This is a genomic window from Hahella sp. HN01, assembly GCF_018986435.1.
GTDB lineage: Bacteria > Pseudomonadota > Gammaproteobacteria > Pseudomonadales > Oleiphilaceae > Hahella.
Genome location: NZ_JAHMIN010000066.1, coordinates 1 through 15,130, shown reverse-complemented (window position 1 = coordinate 15,130; position 15,130 = coordinate 1). Strand labels below are relative to the sequence as shown.

The 15,130-nt window shown below is 52.0% G+C and carries 22 protein-coding genes; 15 read left to right on the top strand and 7 right to left on the bottom strand.

Annotated features, from left to right (window positions below; genetic code table 11):
• From KP814_RS31160 to KP814_RS31145, 4 genes are all read left to right on the top strand, one after another.
• On the top strand, positions 1–596 hold a 596-nt coding region (locus KP814_RS31160), incomplete at its 5' end, for a hypothetical protein (RefSeq protein WP_216740436.1).
• A 2-nt stretch (positions 597–598) separates the two neighbouring features.
• Positions 599–1,030 carry a hypothetical protein gene (locus KP814_RS31155; protein WP_216740435.1) on the top strand — a complete coding sequence of 144 codons (432 nt, stop codon included), beginning with the start codon at positions 599–601 and terminating at the stop codon, positions 1,028–1,030.
• 33 nt (positions 1,031–1,063) lie between these two features.
• Complete coding sequence (locus tag KP814_RS31150) at positions 1,064–1,552, top strand: CdiA family toxin C-terminal domain-containing protein (protein ID WP_216740434.1); 489 nt, start codon at positions 1,064–1,066, stop codon at positions 1,550–1,552.
• An 11-nt stretch (positions 1,553–1,563) separates the two neighbouring features.
• On the top strand, positions 1,564–1,959 hold the full coding sequence (locus KP814_RS31145) for a hypothetical protein (protein ID WP_216740433.1): 396 nt from the start codon (positions 1,564–1,566) through the stop codon (positions 1,957–1,959).
• A 361-nt stretch (positions 1,960–2,320) separates the two neighbouring features.
• Here the strand turns inward: KP814_RS31145 and KP814_RS31140 are convergent, their stop codons facing one another.
• A complete protein-coding gene (locus KP814_RS31140; RefSeq protein WP_216740432.1) occupies positions 2,321–3,064 on the bottom strand; it encodes an ABC transporter substrate-binding protein in 744 nt (247 codons plus the stop codon).
• Between the two features lie 386 nt (positions 3,065–3,450).
• Between KP814_RS31140 and KP814_RS31135 the strand changes: the two genes are divergently transcribed.
• The 3 genes from KP814_RS31135 to KP814_RS31125 all read left to right on the top strand — a co-directional run bounded on the left by KP814_RS31135 (position 3,451) and on the right by KP814_RS31125 (position 5,082).
• Positions 3,451–3,765, top strand: a complete 315-nt coding sequence (locus tag KP814_RS31135) for a hypothetical protein (RefSeq protein WP_216740431.1) — start codon at positions 3,451–3,453, stop codon at positions 3,763–3,765.
• 105 nt (positions 3,766–3,870) lie between these two features.
• Positions 3,871–4,155 (top strand): hypothetical protein, encoded by a 285-nt coding sequence (locus KP814_RS31130; protein ID WP_216740430.1) that lies wholly within the window; start codon positions 3,871–3,873, stop codon positions 4,153–4,155.
• Positions 4,156–4,308: 153 nt separating this feature from the next.
• Positions 4,309–5,082, top strand: a complete 774-nt coding sequence (locus KP814_RS31125) for an ABC transporter substrate-binding protein (RefSeq protein ID WP_216740429.1) — start codon at positions 4,309–4,311, stop codon at positions 5,080–5,082.
• A gap of 17 nt (positions 5,083–5,099) precedes the next feature.
• Here the strand turns inward: KP814_RS31125 and KP814_RS31120 are convergent, their stop codons facing one another.
• Together KP814_RS31120 and KP814_RS31115 are read right to left on the bottom strand one after the other, a co-directional pair.
• Positions 5,100–5,306: a hypothetical protein gene (locus KP814_RS31120; RefSeq protein ID WP_216740428.1), complete on the bottom strand. Its 207-nt coding sequence runs from the start codon at positions 5,304–5,306 to the stop codon at positions 5,100–5,102.
• 291 nt (positions 5,307–5,597) lie between these two features.
• On the bottom strand, positions 5,598–6,569 hold the full coding sequence (locus tag KP814_RS31115; RefSeq protein ID WP_216740427.1) for a helix-turn-helix domain-containing protein: 972 nt from the start codon (positions 6,567–6,569) through the stop codon (positions 5,598–5,600).
• Positions 6,570–6,696: 127 nt separating this feature from the next.
• Here KP814_RS31115 and KP814_RS31110 point away from each other — a divergent pair, with 127 nt between their 5' ends.
• Positions 6,697–7,101 carry a rhodanese-like domain-containing protein gene (locus KP814_RS31110; protein ID WP_011397836.1) on the top strand — a complete coding sequence of 135 codons (405 nt, stop codon included), beginning with the start codon at positions 6,697–6,699 and terminating at the stop codon, positions 7,099–7,101.
• Positions 7,094–7,585, top strand: a complete 492-nt coding sequence (locus KP814_RS31105) for a GNAT family N-acetyltransferase (protein ID WP_216740426.1) — start codon at positions 7,094–7,096, stop codon at positions 7,583–7,585. Before KP814_RS31110 ends, KP814_RS31105 begins: the two co-directional genes overlap by 8 nt.
• A 151-nt stretch (positions 7,586–7,736) precedes the next feature.
• Here the strand turns inward: KP814_RS31105 and KP814_RS31100 are convergent, their stop codons facing one another.
• Entirely contained in the window at positions 7,737–8,039 is a 303-nt protein-coding gene (locus KP814_RS31100) for a TfoX/Sxy family protein (protein ID WP_216740425.1), read from the bottom strand.
• A gap of 144 nt (positions 8,040–8,183) precedes the next feature.
• On the opposite strand from KP814_RS31100, the gene KP814_RS31095 reads away from it, so the two are divergent.
• From KP814_RS31095 to KP814_RS31075, 5 genes are all read left to right on the top strand, one after another.
• The gene (locus KP814_RS31095; protein WP_216740424.1) at positions 8,184–8,807 is read left to right on the top strand and encodes a hypothetical protein; all 624 of its coding nucleotides are present in this window, start codon (positions 8,184–8,186) and stop codon (positions 8,805–8,807) included.
• A 63-nt stretch (positions 8,808–8,870) separates the two neighbouring features.
• A complete protein-coding gene (locus KP814_RS31090; protein WP_216740423.1) occupies positions 8,871–9,197 on the top strand; it encodes a hypothetical protein in 327 nt (108 codons plus the stop codon).
• Positions 9,198–9,304: 107 nt separating this feature from the next.
• A complete protein-coding gene (locus KP814_RS31085) occupies positions 9,305–9,571 on the top strand; it encodes a hypothetical protein (protein WP_216740422.1) in 267 nt (88 codons plus the stop codon).
• Positions 9,572–9,700: 129 nt separating this feature from the next.
• A complete protein-coding gene (locus tag KP814_RS31080; protein ID WP_216740421.1) occupies positions 9,701–10,387 on the top strand; it encodes a hypothetical protein in 687 nt (228 codons plus the stop codon).
• A 282-nt stretch (positions 10,388–10,669) separates the two neighbouring features.
• Complete coding sequence (locus KP814_RS31075; RefSeq protein WP_216740420.1) at positions 10,670–11,209, top strand: Hsp20/alpha crystallin family protein; 540 nt, start codon at positions 10,670–10,672, stop codon at positions 11,207–11,209.
• An 86-nt stretch (positions 11,210–11,295) separates the two neighbouring features.
• Here the strand turns inward: KP814_RS31075 and ftsH are convergent, their stop codons facing one another.
• Positions 11,296–13,155: an ATP-dependent zinc metalloprotease FtsH gene (gene ftsH, locus KP814_RS31070; protein ID WP_216740419.1), complete on the bottom strand. Its 1,860-nt coding sequence runs from the start codon at positions 13,153–13,155 to the stop codon at positions 11,296–11,298.
• A 310-nt stretch (positions 13,156–13,465) separates the two neighbouring features.
• On the opposite strand from ftsH, the gene KP814_RS31065 reads away from it, so the two are divergent.
• Positions 13,466–14,212, top strand: coding sequence for a murein L,D-transpeptidase family protein (locus tag KP814_RS31065; RefSeq protein ID WP_216740418.1), 747 nt, complete (start codon positions 13,466–13,468; stop codon positions 14,210–14,212).
• 39 nt (positions 14,213–14,251) lie between these two features.
• On the opposite strand, the gene KP814_RS31060 is transcribed toward KP814_RS31065, so the two are convergent.
• Positions 14,252–14,548, bottom strand: a complete 297-nt coding sequence (locus KP814_RS31060) for a hypothetical protein (RefSeq protein ID WP_011397826.1) — start codon at positions 14,546–14,548, stop codon at positions 14,252–14,254.
• A 247-nt stretch (positions 14,549–14,795) separates the two neighbouring features.
• On the bottom strand, positions 14,796–15,130 hold a 335-nt coding region (locus tag KP814_RS31055; RefSeq protein ID WP_371824107.1), incomplete at its 5' end, for a CDP-alcohol phosphatidyltransferase family protein.

Here is a 15,130-nt window from a genome sequence, read left to right as displayed (position 1 = left end):
GCGTAGGCCTATACGAACCTGTAAGCTATATTAAACTAGGGCCATATAGTAGTTTGCAGGAGGGGGCTGTTAGGCCCGCGTTTCCTACAAAGATTACAGCTAGATTCGTGATTGGGGAAGCAGAAGGTGTTCCAGACACTAATAACTTAGTTAACGTAGCAACTGAAGCTCATAGCGCGTCGAACTATGCCAAATTGAAAGCTCAATTGAGAGCTGATGAATTACAAAGTCATGGATTCTACAAGCAAGACGGTGGTAGGACGGAAGCAGATTTTATAAATGGGCACGCATTTAACCGTCATGGAAATAATTTAAATGTAACTTCAAATCAAAATAGGACACAATTCGATCCGAACATCGATGTGGAAAAATTGAGAATTGATACAATATTAAATTACGACAGGGCTTATTCTGATATTCAAACGAGAGCTACAGTTTACGAAAAAACATATGACTTCGATATAAGTGCAGTAATTGATGATATTAAAGTTGCACCGACATCCAACTCGTCAAATGTTCACAAGGTATTTATAAGTCCAGATCCTGAGCTTTCTACACAATTTCCATTGGCCCCACGTCACATCAAAGGAAAATAATGATGAATAGTTTTACTCTTTATCCTGAAGAGTATAGAAATGGCAATACTTTGACTAAAGACGGAATTTCTTTTTCCGAATCAGTGGTTGTTAAATTGTTAATTGATGGGGAGGATGTAGAAGAAATAGGCGGTTTTAGCGATGCGCTAGTTTATTTTGATGAGCTAAGAAGCAGTATTGATTCATCTGGTAAGTATTTGATATTTACCTGTGCGAATGGAATTGCCGAAGATGGTGGATGGGAAGGTGTATCTGTTGAATTTGGTGATGAAACTGTAAATTGGAAGTTCGAGTTCGGCGGCCGATTTTTTGACTACACATTCGATAGAAAAGAGTATGTTTCCGAAATTGACTCTTTGGCTACATATCTAGTAAATTGTGACTTACAGCTAGCCCCGAAGTCAGTTATCTTCCCTGAGGTATTTAGTCGTTAAGTTGTTCCAAATACATTTAATTATGCGGATGGGGTGGCGTTTAGATCTGATCTAAAGCATCATCTAGCCAAATTTGACGGTATGGAATCGAACGGGGTCAAAGGTGCTCATAACTTAAATGAGTTCTTAATCCTCGAAAAAAGCCACGGTATTAATGTTCTAAACAGAACAGAAGTTGGGAATGGTATCTATCAAATTGAGTACCAAATACCAAAATACTTTGGGAACAATAAAGATGCAGCGAAATTTGGTAAGAGTGTTAGAGATTTCTCACATTTCAAAACAGCGAAAGACCCTAAAACAGTGTGCGATCCTGCGGTTTGGACAGATGAAGCTTTCTTAGAGTTTGCACAGAAAGCAGCTTCACAAAGTTTTTCTGAAAATGTACAGAAGTTTATTGCAAATAATAAGGCAAGAGTTTACAACACTACCTATGAAGGAATGGATTTTTGTGTCTATTTGGATAAGGGTTATTACGGGAATGTGTTTGTAGATAATATTCATCCTCGTGGTAAGAAATAAGGAGGTCAAGAGTGGTTAGTGATTTCGTATTTGATCCAGAGGCGTTTTCGGACTCTGATGAACTTTGGATATTGAAGTATTGTTTGAACTTGATGGTTGACACTAGTAGGTTTCCGGAAAAGTTGTCTGATCTATTTCTTAATGGAGAAAGCGGCGGTGATATCGATTGGGGTATTCATCGCTGGGGTGAGCTTACTGCTATTGAGTATGAAGTGGATGAATTCGAAGGTTATCGCGCCTATATGGGGGCAGACGAGCACAGGCAGGGTGGTGAGGACGATATTGAGGTTTATATGGATGAAGAAACGCTCAAAAGGTACTTAGGTCTTGTATGCGATTGGCATGTCTCTAAATATCCAGCGACTTCAGGAGTAGTTTCTGAATTACGAGGGAAATTCGAGATTTAGTCAGTTGTTCCAAACAATATTGCTGGTAGCACAGGTAGAAATCCTTTATTAGATAATTCACTTCCCCGAAATGGTAACAGAACCTTACCTGCCGTTGCTCTGGAGTTGAGGGCATTGCGATTGGGAGTGACTCCATCGTGCTCTTAATACAGTTGCCTCACCCAGTGCCGAAAGGCAGTCTCTCCCACATTGAGTGAAGTACTGGCATGGGAAAAGGATGCCCTTGATCAAGCGCCAGTCTGGCGGCTTCCATGTCGAAGGAAGGGTTTGCCATAAGTCGTCTCTTTTTATATAGGATAGAGGCATAACACAAAATTCTGACCACTACCCTATGAGGATGTTTATTTCTTAAAACTCCCACCTAATCAGAATAAGCACTCAAATACTTGTCATAACTCCCGTCCGACATCATCTCTTTCAGCGCAGCGTCGAATTTGTCCCGTAGGCCGGCGAGGTCTTTCTTTTTTGAGAAGGCGATGTAGCTGGGGACGCTTTGGATGGAGGGGGTGAGTTCTTTGAACTGACCGGCGAAGCCGAGGTTTTTGAACATCGCCAGGGCGGTGTATTTGTTGCTGATGAGCAGGTCGATGCGTCCGGATTCGAGTTTTTTAACGCTCTGCTCCAGATTGGTGGTTTCGGAGATTTGTTTGAACATGCCGTTTTTGCGGGCTTCGTCGAAGGTGCTGCCGTAGCTGATGTCGCGCACCACGCCGATTTTTACGTTGGCGAGGGCGGTCAGGTCGCCATTGAAGCTGATGTTGCTGTCTTTTTTGGCGAACAGGACGATTTCCTGTGGCATTAATACCACGTTGGAGTAATACAGGAATTCTTCACGCTCGGGAGTTTTGTACGCAGTGAAAATGGCGTCGGCCTGTCCGCTTCTTACCATCTCCAATGAACGAGGCCAGGCGTTCAGGCGGATGCTGGTGTCCATGCCCACACGGCGAAAGGCCTCATTGACGATGTTAACCACCAAACCTTGTACTTCATCTTGTTCCTGATACTGATAAGGAGGGTATTGCAAGGTGACGAGTTCCACAGTCTCTGCTTTAGCTAAGCCTGACATCATCACGAGGCCGATTAACGCCAAATAAAGTTTTTTCATAGCCGGTCCATGTTGAAAAGTAGCGAGTTGTTTTCTTTGCTGTAAGTATAGAAATAGATAGCTCAAGGCGACGGGATTATCCAATGGCTGTTCAAATTCCGCGCTGGAGCGGTTAACTTTTTCGATATTGCCTGCTATTTGACCTGTTTTGCGGCTTTGGATATCCACACAACCTGTGGATATCTCTTTGGAAAACGCTGGCTTCCCTTTATTCCGTAGGGCTTCCGGGAATTTTTACAATTTATGATCAGTGTTATTTTTATACAGGCGCGCCACGTCTGACGCTTGTTATTGGGTTGTTGGGAAGGAATTGCTAAAGACACAACCGTATTTGTGTCAGGCGCTCATTTTTTGGGCTTCAATGGCGCTTTCAAGAGGGAGAAAGCATGCTCAATTTTTATAACCCTGAGTTTTTAACCACGCTGCCGTTACTTATTGTGCTGCTGGTGACTCCCGCTTCTTTGGCGAAATATAAAGAGCCTGCGCCATTGGTCTCGCGTCGGTTGTCGCTATTTTATAATCTGCTGGGAGCCGTCGGCGTAGCGATATATTTTGTGAGTGAGTTTATAGAGCCGTTTCAGGCGCCTTTTGCGCATATGGACGCGACCTCGTTCTTTGCCGGGCTATGGCTGATATCGTATGCGCGAGTGGGACGACGCATGAGAGTCGTCAGCCTTGACGATGTTTTGGAGGAACGTTAGCGGGACGAGACAATCCCTCTATCGCGTTGCCAGCAACCTATTTGCCCATGTATCAGAACCTTGCCATCATGGCTTTGAAATACGTTTCCACAGAGGAGAGAGAGAATGACGCTGAAAGAAAAAGCGACCCAGCATATTCTGGAAATCTACCGCGATAACTATGACGACGATAAGTCCGACGAGGAGATTCTGGCCTTTGATCCGAATGAATATGAAGTGGACCCGGAAAACTTCTATGAAGACGTGCTGTACTCTTTTTTCGGTATGGGAACGGATGTTGATATTCAGGGCGGCACGGTTCAGGAGTTGATCGATCAGGTGGCTGCGAAGTGGGACGGCTCCGATATTGATCGAGACTGGATGGAAAACGCCATGCCGGATGATTTTTAAGGCCAGGCTCGCAACAGGTCGCCCGATGCTTATCAGTGTGGGCGACTATTTTTTCAATTAAGCGGCGGCGCATCTCCAAGCTCATTGCCGCCTCTTCGCCGACCGTCTAAGCTTATCTTTAAAGACCAATGCTTCTCTGAATGAAGGAGTCTTATGGCGGTATTCCTAAGGTGGTTCAGGGGATTGGCGGTGGTTATCCTGCTATCGTTCGCGATGGGGGCGGGGGCGAAACCGCTTATCGTGGTAGGGACGCCTGAACTACGTTATCGAATGGAGATAAATGGCGTTTTCACGGGCATCGATGTTGAGATCGTCAGGGCTATTCTCAATGACTTGTCGATTGAGCATGAATTCCAACTGATAGAGTCCGGCGCCCGAATAATTCGCGAAGCCCATCAGGGCCGAGTGGATATGGTGATGAGCTTTTCTTTCAAAGAAGAGCGCGCCGAATATTTGAACTATCCTCAGGCAGCCTATAAAGACCTGAGCTGGCACTTTTTTGTTCTCAAGGACAATCAGCCCTATATCACTTTCAATACGCTGGAAGACCTTAAAAACCTGCGTATTGGCGCCGTGAACGAGTGGGCGTATACACCGGAATTCTGGAACTCTGATTTGAATATCGTCAAGGTGAGCCGCCATACCCTGCTGGTGGAGATGCTGTTGAACCGGCGCATAGAAGCTGCACCGATGAACACTCAGGAAGCGCTTTACGATTTGCGCCAGAGAGGTTTGGATAAACTTATTACCTATCTACCCAAGCCCCTGGTCAGCCGCCCTTACTACAACGTATTCGTGAAGGCTTCCGTGCATCCGGAGATGGCGAGGCTGCAAGCCGGTTATGACCAGTCGCTCAAGAAACTGGAGGCGTCAGGCTTTGTGGCGGATGTCTTCAAACGTTTCCTGGGACAATTCCCCCTGGAGTGACCTCGCTGCGCAAGCCTTTATCTTTGCGGAATGTCTTCCTGGGGCTCGTTGATGTTGAAATGCTTGTAGTAGTAAGTAGCCCACTTGCGGAACAGACTGTCCTCAGGATAGTCGTTCGACACCATCTGTCGCTCAATAAATTGCTGCATGGCGCTGATATCGGCGTTGTTCAGAGCCATGCCATACCAGCGATGTAGCTCAACTGCTTTTTTGGCGATGGACATTTGGTTATGTCTCCCCGCTGCTTCGATGATTTTTCCTGACATGATGTAAAGAGAAGCGCTAAGCCGAGAGCGTTCCTCTGAAGGGGTAAATGCGGCGAACTGTTCCGTGTTGGCGACCGTTACTTTAGAAATGAAATTTTTTATCAAAACGAAGGTTCCCCATAGAAAACGTCGGAGTTTCTGGGTAAATCCGTGTACGAGCAGAAAAAGGGTGTCTAAATAGAGTACGGCGGATAAGGGCGTAAGCGTATTCGTAAGGCTACCGAAAATGTGTGTTCATTCTAAGTAATATTACGTAACACTCTCGCTGACCATGTTCCCATTCACCAGCGGACTAAAGTTCTTCCTGTGCAATGTCGGCGTGATGCCGAATTCTTTGCGGAAGTGGTGGCGCATGGTGGTAGCGTTGTCAAAGCCGGAGAGGGCGGCGACTTTTTCGATGCTGTAGTTTTGATTTTCCAGAATCTCTTTGGCCAGATTCAGGCGTTGATGGGTCAGCCACTCCTTTGGCGTGATATTAAAGTCGGCGCGGAATTTCCGGTCGAAAGTGCGCCGGGACATGCTGGCTTTCTGGGCGAACAGATTGATGTCGATGGATTTATCCAGATTGCGTAGCGCCCAATCAATGGCGTTGTGGAACTGACTGTTATTTTCCGGCACGGGCGTTTCCGCGAACTGCGCCTGGCCGCCTTTGCGGTGGGCGGACAGCACCATGCCTCGCGCCATGCGGTTGGCGACCTTATAACCGTAATCGTCGCGAATCACTTCCAGACAGAGGTCTATCGCAGCGGAACTGCCCGCTGAGCAGCCAATCACGCCATCGTATACATACAGCACGTCATCCACGTAGTCGACGCCGGGATAGCGGCTTTTGAACTTGTCGCCGTAGCGCCAATGGGTGGTCGCCTGACGTCCTTCGAGCAGTCCTAGTTCCGCCAGCAGAAAAGCCCCAGAGCAGAGAGACAGCACACGTTTGCCCTGTTCGTAGAAACGCGTGACGGCGTTGGCGATGGGGGCGGGAATGTCAGTGAGCTGGGTAGGCCAACTGGGGATGACCAGGGTGCTGAAGGCATCAAGATTCTCCACCTGGCGGGCGCAGATCTGAAATCCGGAGGTAGTCGTCAGCGGTCCGGGAGTGAACGAGACGAGATCGCACTGGTACCAGTCTTCGATGCCCGAACGGGGCAGGGCGAACAGCTCCACCGCGCAGCCCAGCTCAAAAAACGCCACGTCTTCAAACGCCAGAATGGCCACGTTATGCATCGACTATCTCCTGTTCGTCTCTTTAATAGAGGTTGGCTTGATATTAACGAACAATGTCTTTCAAGCCAATGGCGGATTGACATTGGAAAACCAATAATGATCACGCACTAACCCAAAGGAGAATCTTATGTCATCTGTTGTATCCAGAATTCCCGCCGCAGACAGCCAAACCGCCTTGGCGCATTTTCAGGCGTTATTGCAGTTTGAAACCGACTGCTGGGACGTTCATCACGCCATCAGCAACAAGCGTCAGGACTTTGTTCTGTTGGACGTGAGAGGCGATGAAGCTTATCGCAAAGGCCATATCGCCGGCTCCATCAGCCTGCCGTATACGCGTCTGAACGAGCAGAATCTGGCGGCGTATCCAGCGGATACACTGTTTGTGGTGTACTGCGCTGGTCCGCACTGTAATGCTACGGAGAAGGCGGCGATCAAATTGGCGAGTCTGCAACGTCCGGTCAAAAAAATGATCGGCGGCGTGACAGGGTGGATTGATGAGGGCTTCACTTTGGAGACGGATGCGGATGCCTAGCGATAATCCCTGCGTCATCCGCCCGGCGCGTCTGGAGGACGGGCCGCGCCTGCTGAGCATGATGCGGCAACTGGCCGAGTTTGAAGGCTATGCTGAGGACTTCGCCGTCACGTTGAAGGAGTTGGAGCGACGTTTATTCGTCAATCGCGATTTCGGCGTTTATGTGGCGGAGTCTGATGGACTAGCGGTGGGCATGTTGGTGTATTACAGCTTGCCGTTCACCTATGACCTGACGCCCTGGATCTACGTCAAGGAGCTGTTTATCGAGCAACAGTATCGCTACCTGGGGCTTGGCGGAAAACTGATGACGGCGCTGGCGCGGGAGTGTCTGCGTAAAGGGGGGCGCAAGATTCGCTGGGATGTCCTGACCACGAACGAGCCGGCGGCGATGTTCTATCGCTCCCAGGGCGCGAAGTGCGAGGATAACTGGCGCATATTCAGCCTCAATGCGTCGGATATTTCCAAACTGGCCGGTTATGCATGAAGGTAGTTGCGTGGCGAGCATGTCGCCATATGAGTTCTCCGGCGCATGGATGCGCTTTAACTCTGACTCGGTCGCAATGCTTCTTCTGTAGTGGCTGTGGTTACTGTGGATGTAATAGCTGCATTAACTGAGTAACCGTGGCCGCGCCCGGTTAATCCTGCTCCAGACTCAATCCTTCCGCGCGCAGTATTTCCTCCAATTCCCGATAGCCCTCCAGCTCCATTAGTAACCGCGTCTTTTCTGACTTGGCGATTTCCATCCAGTGGCGGTCTTCCACGGCGCCGACCATGGCGTATAAAAAGTTAAGACTGGGTTTGGCGGCGCTGGCTTGCTTCAACTTCAGAAACGTTCTGACCGGACCGATTTCCCTGAGCTTTTCCGGCGTATCGACGCCGATGGCGATGAGGTCTTTTTCTGACTTGGGTCCAAGCCCTTTAAGGTCTCTGAGGCGCATAATAATGATGTCTCTGAACAATGAGGCGGGACGCCCGGCGGAGTCATACTATCACCTTTTCGCCCGAACCCAGGAATAGGGCTATATTTGAATCGTTGACTAAAGAAACGCTGCCGCAGCGCGGTTTATAAATGAGGCCAGTTCATGGAGATAGCCGTTCATCTGCCGGATGTAACGCTGCTTGATATGTTACGCGTACGCTCTATCTATCCCATCGCCGCGATTGGGCAAACAGTGCAAAAAGGGCAGGTGATCTGCAGATTGAATCTGGCGGGCGGCGAAATCGATCTGGTAAGCCCGGAAAGCGGGCGGCTGGAATATCTGGATGTCTACGCGCTGGAAAAGGTCAAACCTGAGCGTCCGCTGTTATTTCGCGTCGGCTCCATTCAACAGAACCGGGTGAACACGGAGGCCATCGCCAGAGATATCTGGCAGAGCCTGCTCAAACTGTTTGACCAGCGCACGCAAACCATCAAAGAGGATATCAAGCGGGACAAAACCGCGCGCTGGGCGCTGCCTTTGTGCTTTTTCGCGTTCTTTCTGGTGGCCTGGGCTCTGGCGGAATCCGTGCAGCATTTTTCCGGCGACACCGCCGCCTACAAAATCGCGTTGATCTTTCCTGCGGTTTCCTCGGTCGGTGTGCTCATTTCGTTGGTGGCCCCAATTTTTCTTCGCAAACAAATACGCGACAGCGAAGGGCGTCTGGCCCGGCTGATGCAGCTCGACATTATTCGCCGTTGCCGGGATACGATCGCCATTCTGCAATAGAGCGCGCGCAGTGGAAGTAAAAAGCGCTTTTCTTTTGTGCTGTATTTATATACAGTATTCTGCATGAGAAAGAGTAAACCCATCAGAGCTGAGCTGGAAGAGTGGCGCTGTAAGAAGTGCTGGCTGGGCGTATTGCGGGCCACTGACGATCACCCGGAGTTGCGGGACTATCTGACCCAGATGCCCGAGTCCATTTACCATGTGCGTTGGCCTCACGCCTGTTCCCATTGCGGTTATGTCTACGACTGGTCCGACAGTTGCCCGGTGATTTTATACGGCGGCGAACGCTGGGTGCTGGAGAAGGCGGTTAACAAGAAGCTGTTCGCCTTGCTGGAGCACCTGAAGCGCGCCAAGGACCTGGAGAATATGCCGAGTGGAAATCTGTGGTGACTTGTTGCGGCTGATCGTCTACTTTCCACCCCCTTGCGGCCCATACTGGGTCGTCTAAAGGAGGTTGCATTCCTTTCCTTATTTCCGCTCCCACCATGCGCGTTCCTATGGACGTTTCGCATACCGCTAATGCGTATCTGGCTTTCAAGGCGGTGCTGCAAGCGGTGCTTCGTCACAATCAAATGAACGCACCGGGCGGCCGTCAGATTCGCTCTCTCTTATGTCCCGGTCTGGGAACCGGCGAAGGACGCATGCCGGCCCATCGATGCGCGGCGCAAATGCGTAGAGCGTATGAGGTGTGCGTCAAAGGGCGATATGAAACTCAGGGCGGGCTTGCGGCGGCGGTGAAAGATCACATGGCGCTGTTGGAGTAGGCGCTTTACCGGACGCTCTGAAAATGACGGCGACATGATGAATTTTTAATGGCGGGTTTGATGGCGTCCAGGCGCTTGGGCTTGTATTGTGCAGTGAGCTTATATTCAGCCATATCAAGGAGTTGTAACGTGGATAACCGCAATACCCAGTTCATAAGCGATCCCATTGCGTTTCTGAACAACAATACGATCAATCATCGCTGGTTCGATGAGCATATCCAAAGGCGCAATAACAATCCCCAGGGCGTATCCATGGCTGAAAGGGCCGCAGTGGACCTGTTGCCGTACACAAAAATGGGAAGTTTCGATTTACAGCCCGCCGCGACGCCAGTGGGCGGCCGACGTCAATCCAGATTTGCGGTGATCCACGACCACCCTGCGAATAACAGCGCGTTGACCGGCTACTGGTGTCCCTATGTCAACGGTGCGGGACTGCCGGGATTTGTCGATGTGCCGAGGCATAATCCCCAGCATCGATTCGTGTTTACCGCAGCGATGAACGGTTGCGCCTTCTTCATTACCGAATCGCCTCATGGCGGCGCTTACTTTCGCGTTTATCACCACCAGCATCCCGGCAATGTCGGCGTCAATAACCTGATCAGCGCCGTGACGCCCAACGTCATTTCGGTCTTTGATTTCAGTCAGTATGGCAATGACAATCTGCCTGGCCTTAATCTTCCTGTGGCGTTTAACTTTCTGTACTACCGCAACAGCGGCTGGGTGGTCGTCAGCCACGCCACCGCCATGGACGCCCATACTGGCGTTGTGCGTTTTGATCCCGCTAAGCCGACGTTGGTGGCGGACACCTTCGTATAAATAAAGATAATCGTTCTCCCGTAGACGCCCGTTCTGCGGGAGGGCTTTAATGCTTTGATGGAAGTGGCATTTTTTCTTACTGGGACGTTATAAAAGATTGCGCTCAGCGCGGGATTTGATAGTGATTAATCGACTAAAAATCAGTTGATCTCCATCAAAATTCAACCTGCCTTCAGCACCCCAGAACACCTCGCAGCGTTACACTGTTTCTGAGTCGACGCCCGCATTTGACGGCGCGTCGGCGACGCATTTATCCATGGAAAGAAAAGCGAGGAGGTCGATATGAACCTGAAGAAATGGTCTCCCTGGAACTGGCTGCACCAGGAAGGTAAAACAGCGAGCGAAGTCCCCGTCAGTTCACGTCAATCCAGTAACTATCCCATGGCGAGGTTCCGCCAGGAAATGGATCGCCTTTTCGATGACATGCTGCACTCCTTTAAATATCCCGAACTGCCGGAATTCGGCCTGGGAAGGGAGTGGGCGGGCTTGCTGAAGCCCAATCTGGATATTTCCGAAGGCAAGGAGTCCTACAGCATCAGCGTCGAGCTGCCGGGCGTCTCCAAAGAGGACGTAAAAGTCAGTCTGGACGGCCAACGGCTGACAATCAGCGGCGAAAAGAAGCATGAGTCGGAAGAAAAAAGAGAGGATTATCACTGCGTGGAGCGTAGCTACGGCAGCTTTATGCGTATCCTCACTTTGCCGGACAACGCCGATGGCGAGCGTTTGTACGCCAACTTCAAGAACGGCGTATTAACATTGAAAGTGCCCAAGGCCGGCGAAGTCACGGTGAAAGGCAGGGAAGTGGAAATCAAAGGCGACTAACGCACCTCTGAACAACGTTGGCGAGGCCGGAGGTAGTTTTTCAGCGGTTCCCTGGCGAATTCTCGCCAGCGGTCCCACTCGGGGCGTTACGACGCCCCGGTTTGCAGGCATTCGTCTATCTGCGCCTTGTGCAGCGTCTCTGAGCGCTCCAGCAATGACACCAGTTTGTCCAGCCTTTCCCGGTGCGTGCGAATCAGCTCGGCGGCGATGGTTTCCGAGGACACCAGCAGCTCGCGCACGGCCTTGTCGATGATTTCCGCTGAGAACTCGCTGTGGTGGTGCGGCTGAGCCATTTCGCGACCGAGGAAAGGATGTTCTTCGCTGTCGCGCAGGTCCACTGGCCCCACCTCTTTCGACATGCCCCAACGACTGACCATGGCGCGGGCGAGCCCCGTCGCCTGATGAATATCGTCGTCAGCGCCAGTGCTGACGCTGCCCAGCAACTCACGCTCGGCGATGCGCCCCGCCAGCATCACGGCGAGCTTGTCGCGCAGATACTCTTCCGGGTAAGTATGCCGCTCCTGCAAGGGCATTTGATGGGTGCCGCCCAAACTGCGTCCGTGAGGGACAATGGAGACTTTGTACAGCGGGTCGGTATTGGGCAGATAATAGGCCACCAAGGTGTGCCCGGACTCATGTACGGCGAGACGGTGTTTCTCATCCGGCGGAATGATCAGAGTGCGCTCCGCGCCCATGATAATTTTATCCCGGGCGATATCGAAATCCAGACTGTGTACGTGATCCCGATTTTCCCGCGCCGCCTGAATGGCGGCTTCGTTGATCAGGTTTTTCAGGTCTGCGCCGGAGAACCCTGGCGTCCCCGCTGCGATCTGGGGGAGATTGACGTCGTCCGCCAGAGGAATGCGTTTGGCGTGAACCTTGAGAATCGCGACGCGGCCTTCCTGATCTGGCAAATCCAGGGTGACGTGACGGTCAAAGCGACCGGGGCGCATCAGCGCCGGGTCCAGTACGTCCGGGCGATTGGTGGCGGCCAATACGATGACGGCGTCGTGCCCGGCGAAACCGTCCATCTCCGCGAGAATCTGGTTCAGGGTTTGCTCCCTTTCATCATGGCCGCCGCCATAGCCTGCGCCCCGGGTGCGGCCGACGCTGTCGAGCTCATCAATGAAAATGATGCTGGGGGCGTTCTCTTTGGCGGTTTTGAATAACTGGCGCACCCGCGACGCGCCGACGCCGACGAAGACTTCAATAAATTCAGAGGCGGACATGGGATAGAAATTGACGCCGGCTTCTCCGGCCAGGGCTCTGGCCAGCAGCGTTTTACCGGTGCCGGGCGGGCCCATCAACAAGACGCCTCGTGGGGCCAAAGCGCCGACGCGGTGGAAGCGGTCAGGGTCGCGCAGGTATTCCACCAGTTCCTGTACTTCCCGTTTGGCGTTAGTTTGTCCGGCGACCTCATCGAACGTGGTGTCCGGCTTCTGGCAGATAAACTGGGTCTCCAGCCGCTTGTCGAAATCGAAGGCGCCGCCCCGGCCGGAGAAGTTGCGGAGCGTGCGTCGGGAGAGCCAGAACAGAATGATCATGAACATGATCCAGGGCAGGTAGGACAGCAAAATCACCTTGGAGCTGCTGGCGTCATGGCCCTCTTTCACCTCCAATGGAATATTCTGCTCCTCCAGCTCCGCCAATATGGCCTCATTGCCGAAATCCGGCAGTTGGGTCAGAAAGCGGGAGTATTGCCGCCGCTGCTCTGGAAACATGCGTGGGGTGATGAATTTGCCGTCAAGCTCACTGCCGCGGAGGGTGACGCTGCTGATTTGCCCCTCCCGCAACAGCATCTTGAATTCGCTGTAGGGAAGTTTAACGGCGGGCTCCGGACGGTCGCGCATGGAAGGCAGGTAATAAAGCATCAAGGCGACCGCCAGGGTCCACACAACCCAGTTCAAAGGCAGCTTCTGTGGTGGTTGAGGATCAGTATTGCTCATGTGCTGTCCATTAACTCACTGATTCAGTACTCATCATTATCGATAGAGGTTTGCGTCGCGTTGACGCAGCGCAGCTTGTCGCCACTCAGATCCGGCGCGACAGCCGCTGTTTGATCAGATTTCAGAAAACGCGACTGCCCCTCACTTTGAATATAGCAGTGCGGAGGAGTTTTCGGCGTTAGCGACGCGCATAAAGTTGAGGCCGGAAGAATGAGATGAATGAGTTGAGGTGGATGATGCGAGTCATTATGATCTGGCGGCTGAAAGATCATGTTGGCGTCCGATAGGGCGACGAGCGGAAGAGAGCGGTATGTCGAAGAAGTTCAAGTTTGTCATGGTGGGCGTATCGCTGGCGGCGACATTGGCCCTGACCTGTTTTTATAAGTTTGGGCGCTCGATCTGGGTTCCTCTGTACCTGGATTTGAAAGGAAGACGCACGCTGGATGACGTGGTGCGCAATATCGGCCCAGTGGTGGAGCCCGGCTTACAGGCCGCATTCGCCAAGGCGGGCGTGGCGTATCCGCCGCAACGCATAACCCTGCTGGCGTTTAAAGAGGAGAAGCGATTGGAGTTATGGGCGGAGCAGGATGGCGCCCAGGTTCTGGTCAGCGCCTATCCCATTCAGGCCGCCAGCGGAGTCGCCGGTCCCAAGTTACGCGAAGGCGACCGACAGGTGCCGGAGGGCTTTTATCGGATCGAAGGCTTCAATCCCAACAGCAGTTTCCACCTCTCCATGAAGCTGAACTATCCCAATCCGTTTGATCTTGAACACGCCAGGGCGGAAGGGCGTACGTCGCCGGGTGGGGATATTTTCATTCATGGCAAGGCGTCATCCGTGGGATGTCTGGCGATGGGCGACCCGGCGGTGGAGGATTTGTTTATCCTGGCTAATCGAGTGGGGGCGAGCAATATTGATGTGATCATTGCGCCACAGGACTTCCGGCTGCGTACTTTGGAGGCGCCGCCTCAGAACGCGCCGTCGTGGTTGCCTGGGCTGTACCAGGATATCCAGCAGGCGCTGCGACCTTTCGCCGTCAGCGACGTCAAATCCAGTTAAGCTAAGGTTCCGATGTTACATGGAGCGTCGCCAGACGCTTCAGTAAGGCGGGTCCGGCTCCGCGTAGGAAACGATGGTTTCGGGGCAGACCAGCCATAGAAACCACTCGGCCATATCCACTTTCTTGTCCACGAAAGAACCGAAACTCAGGCCCAGGCAACGAAACGCCTGTTCAAGTTCAAGAGGGGAAAAATCGCGGTCGACGACTATCTTGCGTTCGCATCTACCGTGAGCTTTGGCCTCCCTGACCATCTCCCAGATCATCCATGAGTTTTCGAAACTGTCGATTACCGCCTTGGCTTTGGCGGGTTTTAGTTTGCTTATCGCGTCCTTCATATTTGCGCACCTCTACACCCTTATCTCTAGTCTTGGTCAAATAGTGAGGTTTCGCCAGTTTTCCAGGGGAGTTTTTTGTTACATCAGATTGGCGACCAGGCGCTTTGTTATCGGCCTGTTGCGGTTTTGCGGTCAGGTGTTTCTTTGTGCAGAGGGAGCGACGATCAGGTAACCAGCGGGTAACGTTCAGAGCGTCGCGGAGGTCTCGCGCAAGGGGGCGGGCAGACCTCCGGACAGGATGGGGAAATCAGGAGTCCCGGGTCAGTTCCGGCCAGGCCGCCCTCAGATAAACGAACATGGACCAGAGCGTGAGCAGGGCGGCGATATAGAGCAACGCCAAGCCGGCCCAGGCTTCTTTCATCCCCGGCGGAAATGCGAGCAGGGCGGTGATGGCGAGCATCTGACAGCTGGTTTTGACTTTGCCGATGAAGTTCACGGCGATACTGGCGCGTTTGCCCATTTCCGCCATCCATTCCCGTAAGGCGGAAATGACGATTTCCCGTCCAATGATGACAATGGCGGGAGCGGTAAGGGCCAGGTTGTGATGAGCCTCCACCGGCCAGGTTGTGATGAGCCTCCACC

Coding starts and splice junctions, on each gene's coding strand:
- KP814_RS31120 (WP_216740428.1), bottom strand. CDS start 5,306: ATGTCCATCGCCAAAAAAGCAGTTGAGCTACATCGCTGGTATGGCATG.
- KP814_RS31075 (WP_216740420.1), top strand. CDS start 10,670: ATGAACCTGAAGAAATGGTCTCCCTGGAACTGGCTGCACCAGGAAGGT.
- KP814_RS31135 (WP_216740431.1), top strand. CDS start 3,451: ATGCTCAATTTTTATAACCCTGAGTTTTTAACCACGCTGCCGTTACTT.
- KP814_RS31100 (WP_216740425.1), bottom strand. CDS start 8,039: ATGCGCCTCAGAGACCTTAAAGGGCTTGGACCCAAGTCAGAAAAAGAC.
- KP814_RS31065 (WP_216740418.1), top strand. CDS start 13,466: ATGTCGAAGAAGTTCAAGTTTGTCATGGTGGGCGTATCGCTGGCGGCG.
- KP814_RS31130 (WP_216740430.1), top strand. CDS start 3,871: ATGACGCTGAAAGAAAAAGCGACCCAGCATATTCTGGAAATCTACCGC.
- KP814_RS31085 (WP_216740422.1), top strand. CDS start 9,305: ATGGACGTTTCGCATACCGCTAATGCGTATCTGGCTTTCAAGGCGGTG.
- ftsH (WP_216740419.1), bottom strand. CDS start 13,155: ATGAGCAATACTGATCCTCAACCACCACAGAAGCTGCCTTTGAACTGG.
- KP814_RS31095 (WP_216740424.1), top strand. CDS start 8,184: ATGGAGATAGCCGTTCATCTGCCGGATGTAACGCTGCTTGATATGTTA.
- KP814_RS31060 (WP_011397826.1), bottom strand. CDS start 14,548: ATGAAGGACGCGATAAGCAAACTAAAACCCGCCAAAGCCAAGGCGGTA.
- KP814_RS31140 (WP_216740432.1), bottom strand. CDS start 3,064: ATGAAAAAACTTTATTTGGCGTTAATCGGCCTCGTGATGATGTCAGGC.
- KP814_RS31155 (WP_216740435.1), top strand. CDS start 599: ATGAATAGTTTTACTCTTTATCCTGAAGAGTATAGAAATGGCAATACT.
- KP814_RS31125 (WP_216740429.1), top strand. CDS start 4,309: ATGGCGGTATTCCTAAGGTGGTTCAGGGGATTGGCGGTGGTTATCCTG.
- KP814_RS31105 (WP_216740426.1), top strand. CDS start 7,094: ATGCCTAGCGATAATCCCTGCGTCATCCGCCCGGCGCGTCTGGAGGAC.
- KP814_RS31115 (WP_216740427.1), bottom strand. CDS start 6,569: ATGCATAACGTGGCCATTCTGGCGTTTGAAGACGTGGCGTTTTTTGAG.
- KP814_RS31090 (WP_216740423.1), top strand. CDS start 8,871: ATGAGAAAGAGTAAACCCATCAGAGCTGAGCTGGAAGAGTGGCGCTGT.
- KP814_RS31110 (WP_011397836.1), top strand. CDS start 6,697: ATGTCATCTGTTGTATCCAGAATTCCCGCCGCAGACAGCCAAACCGCC.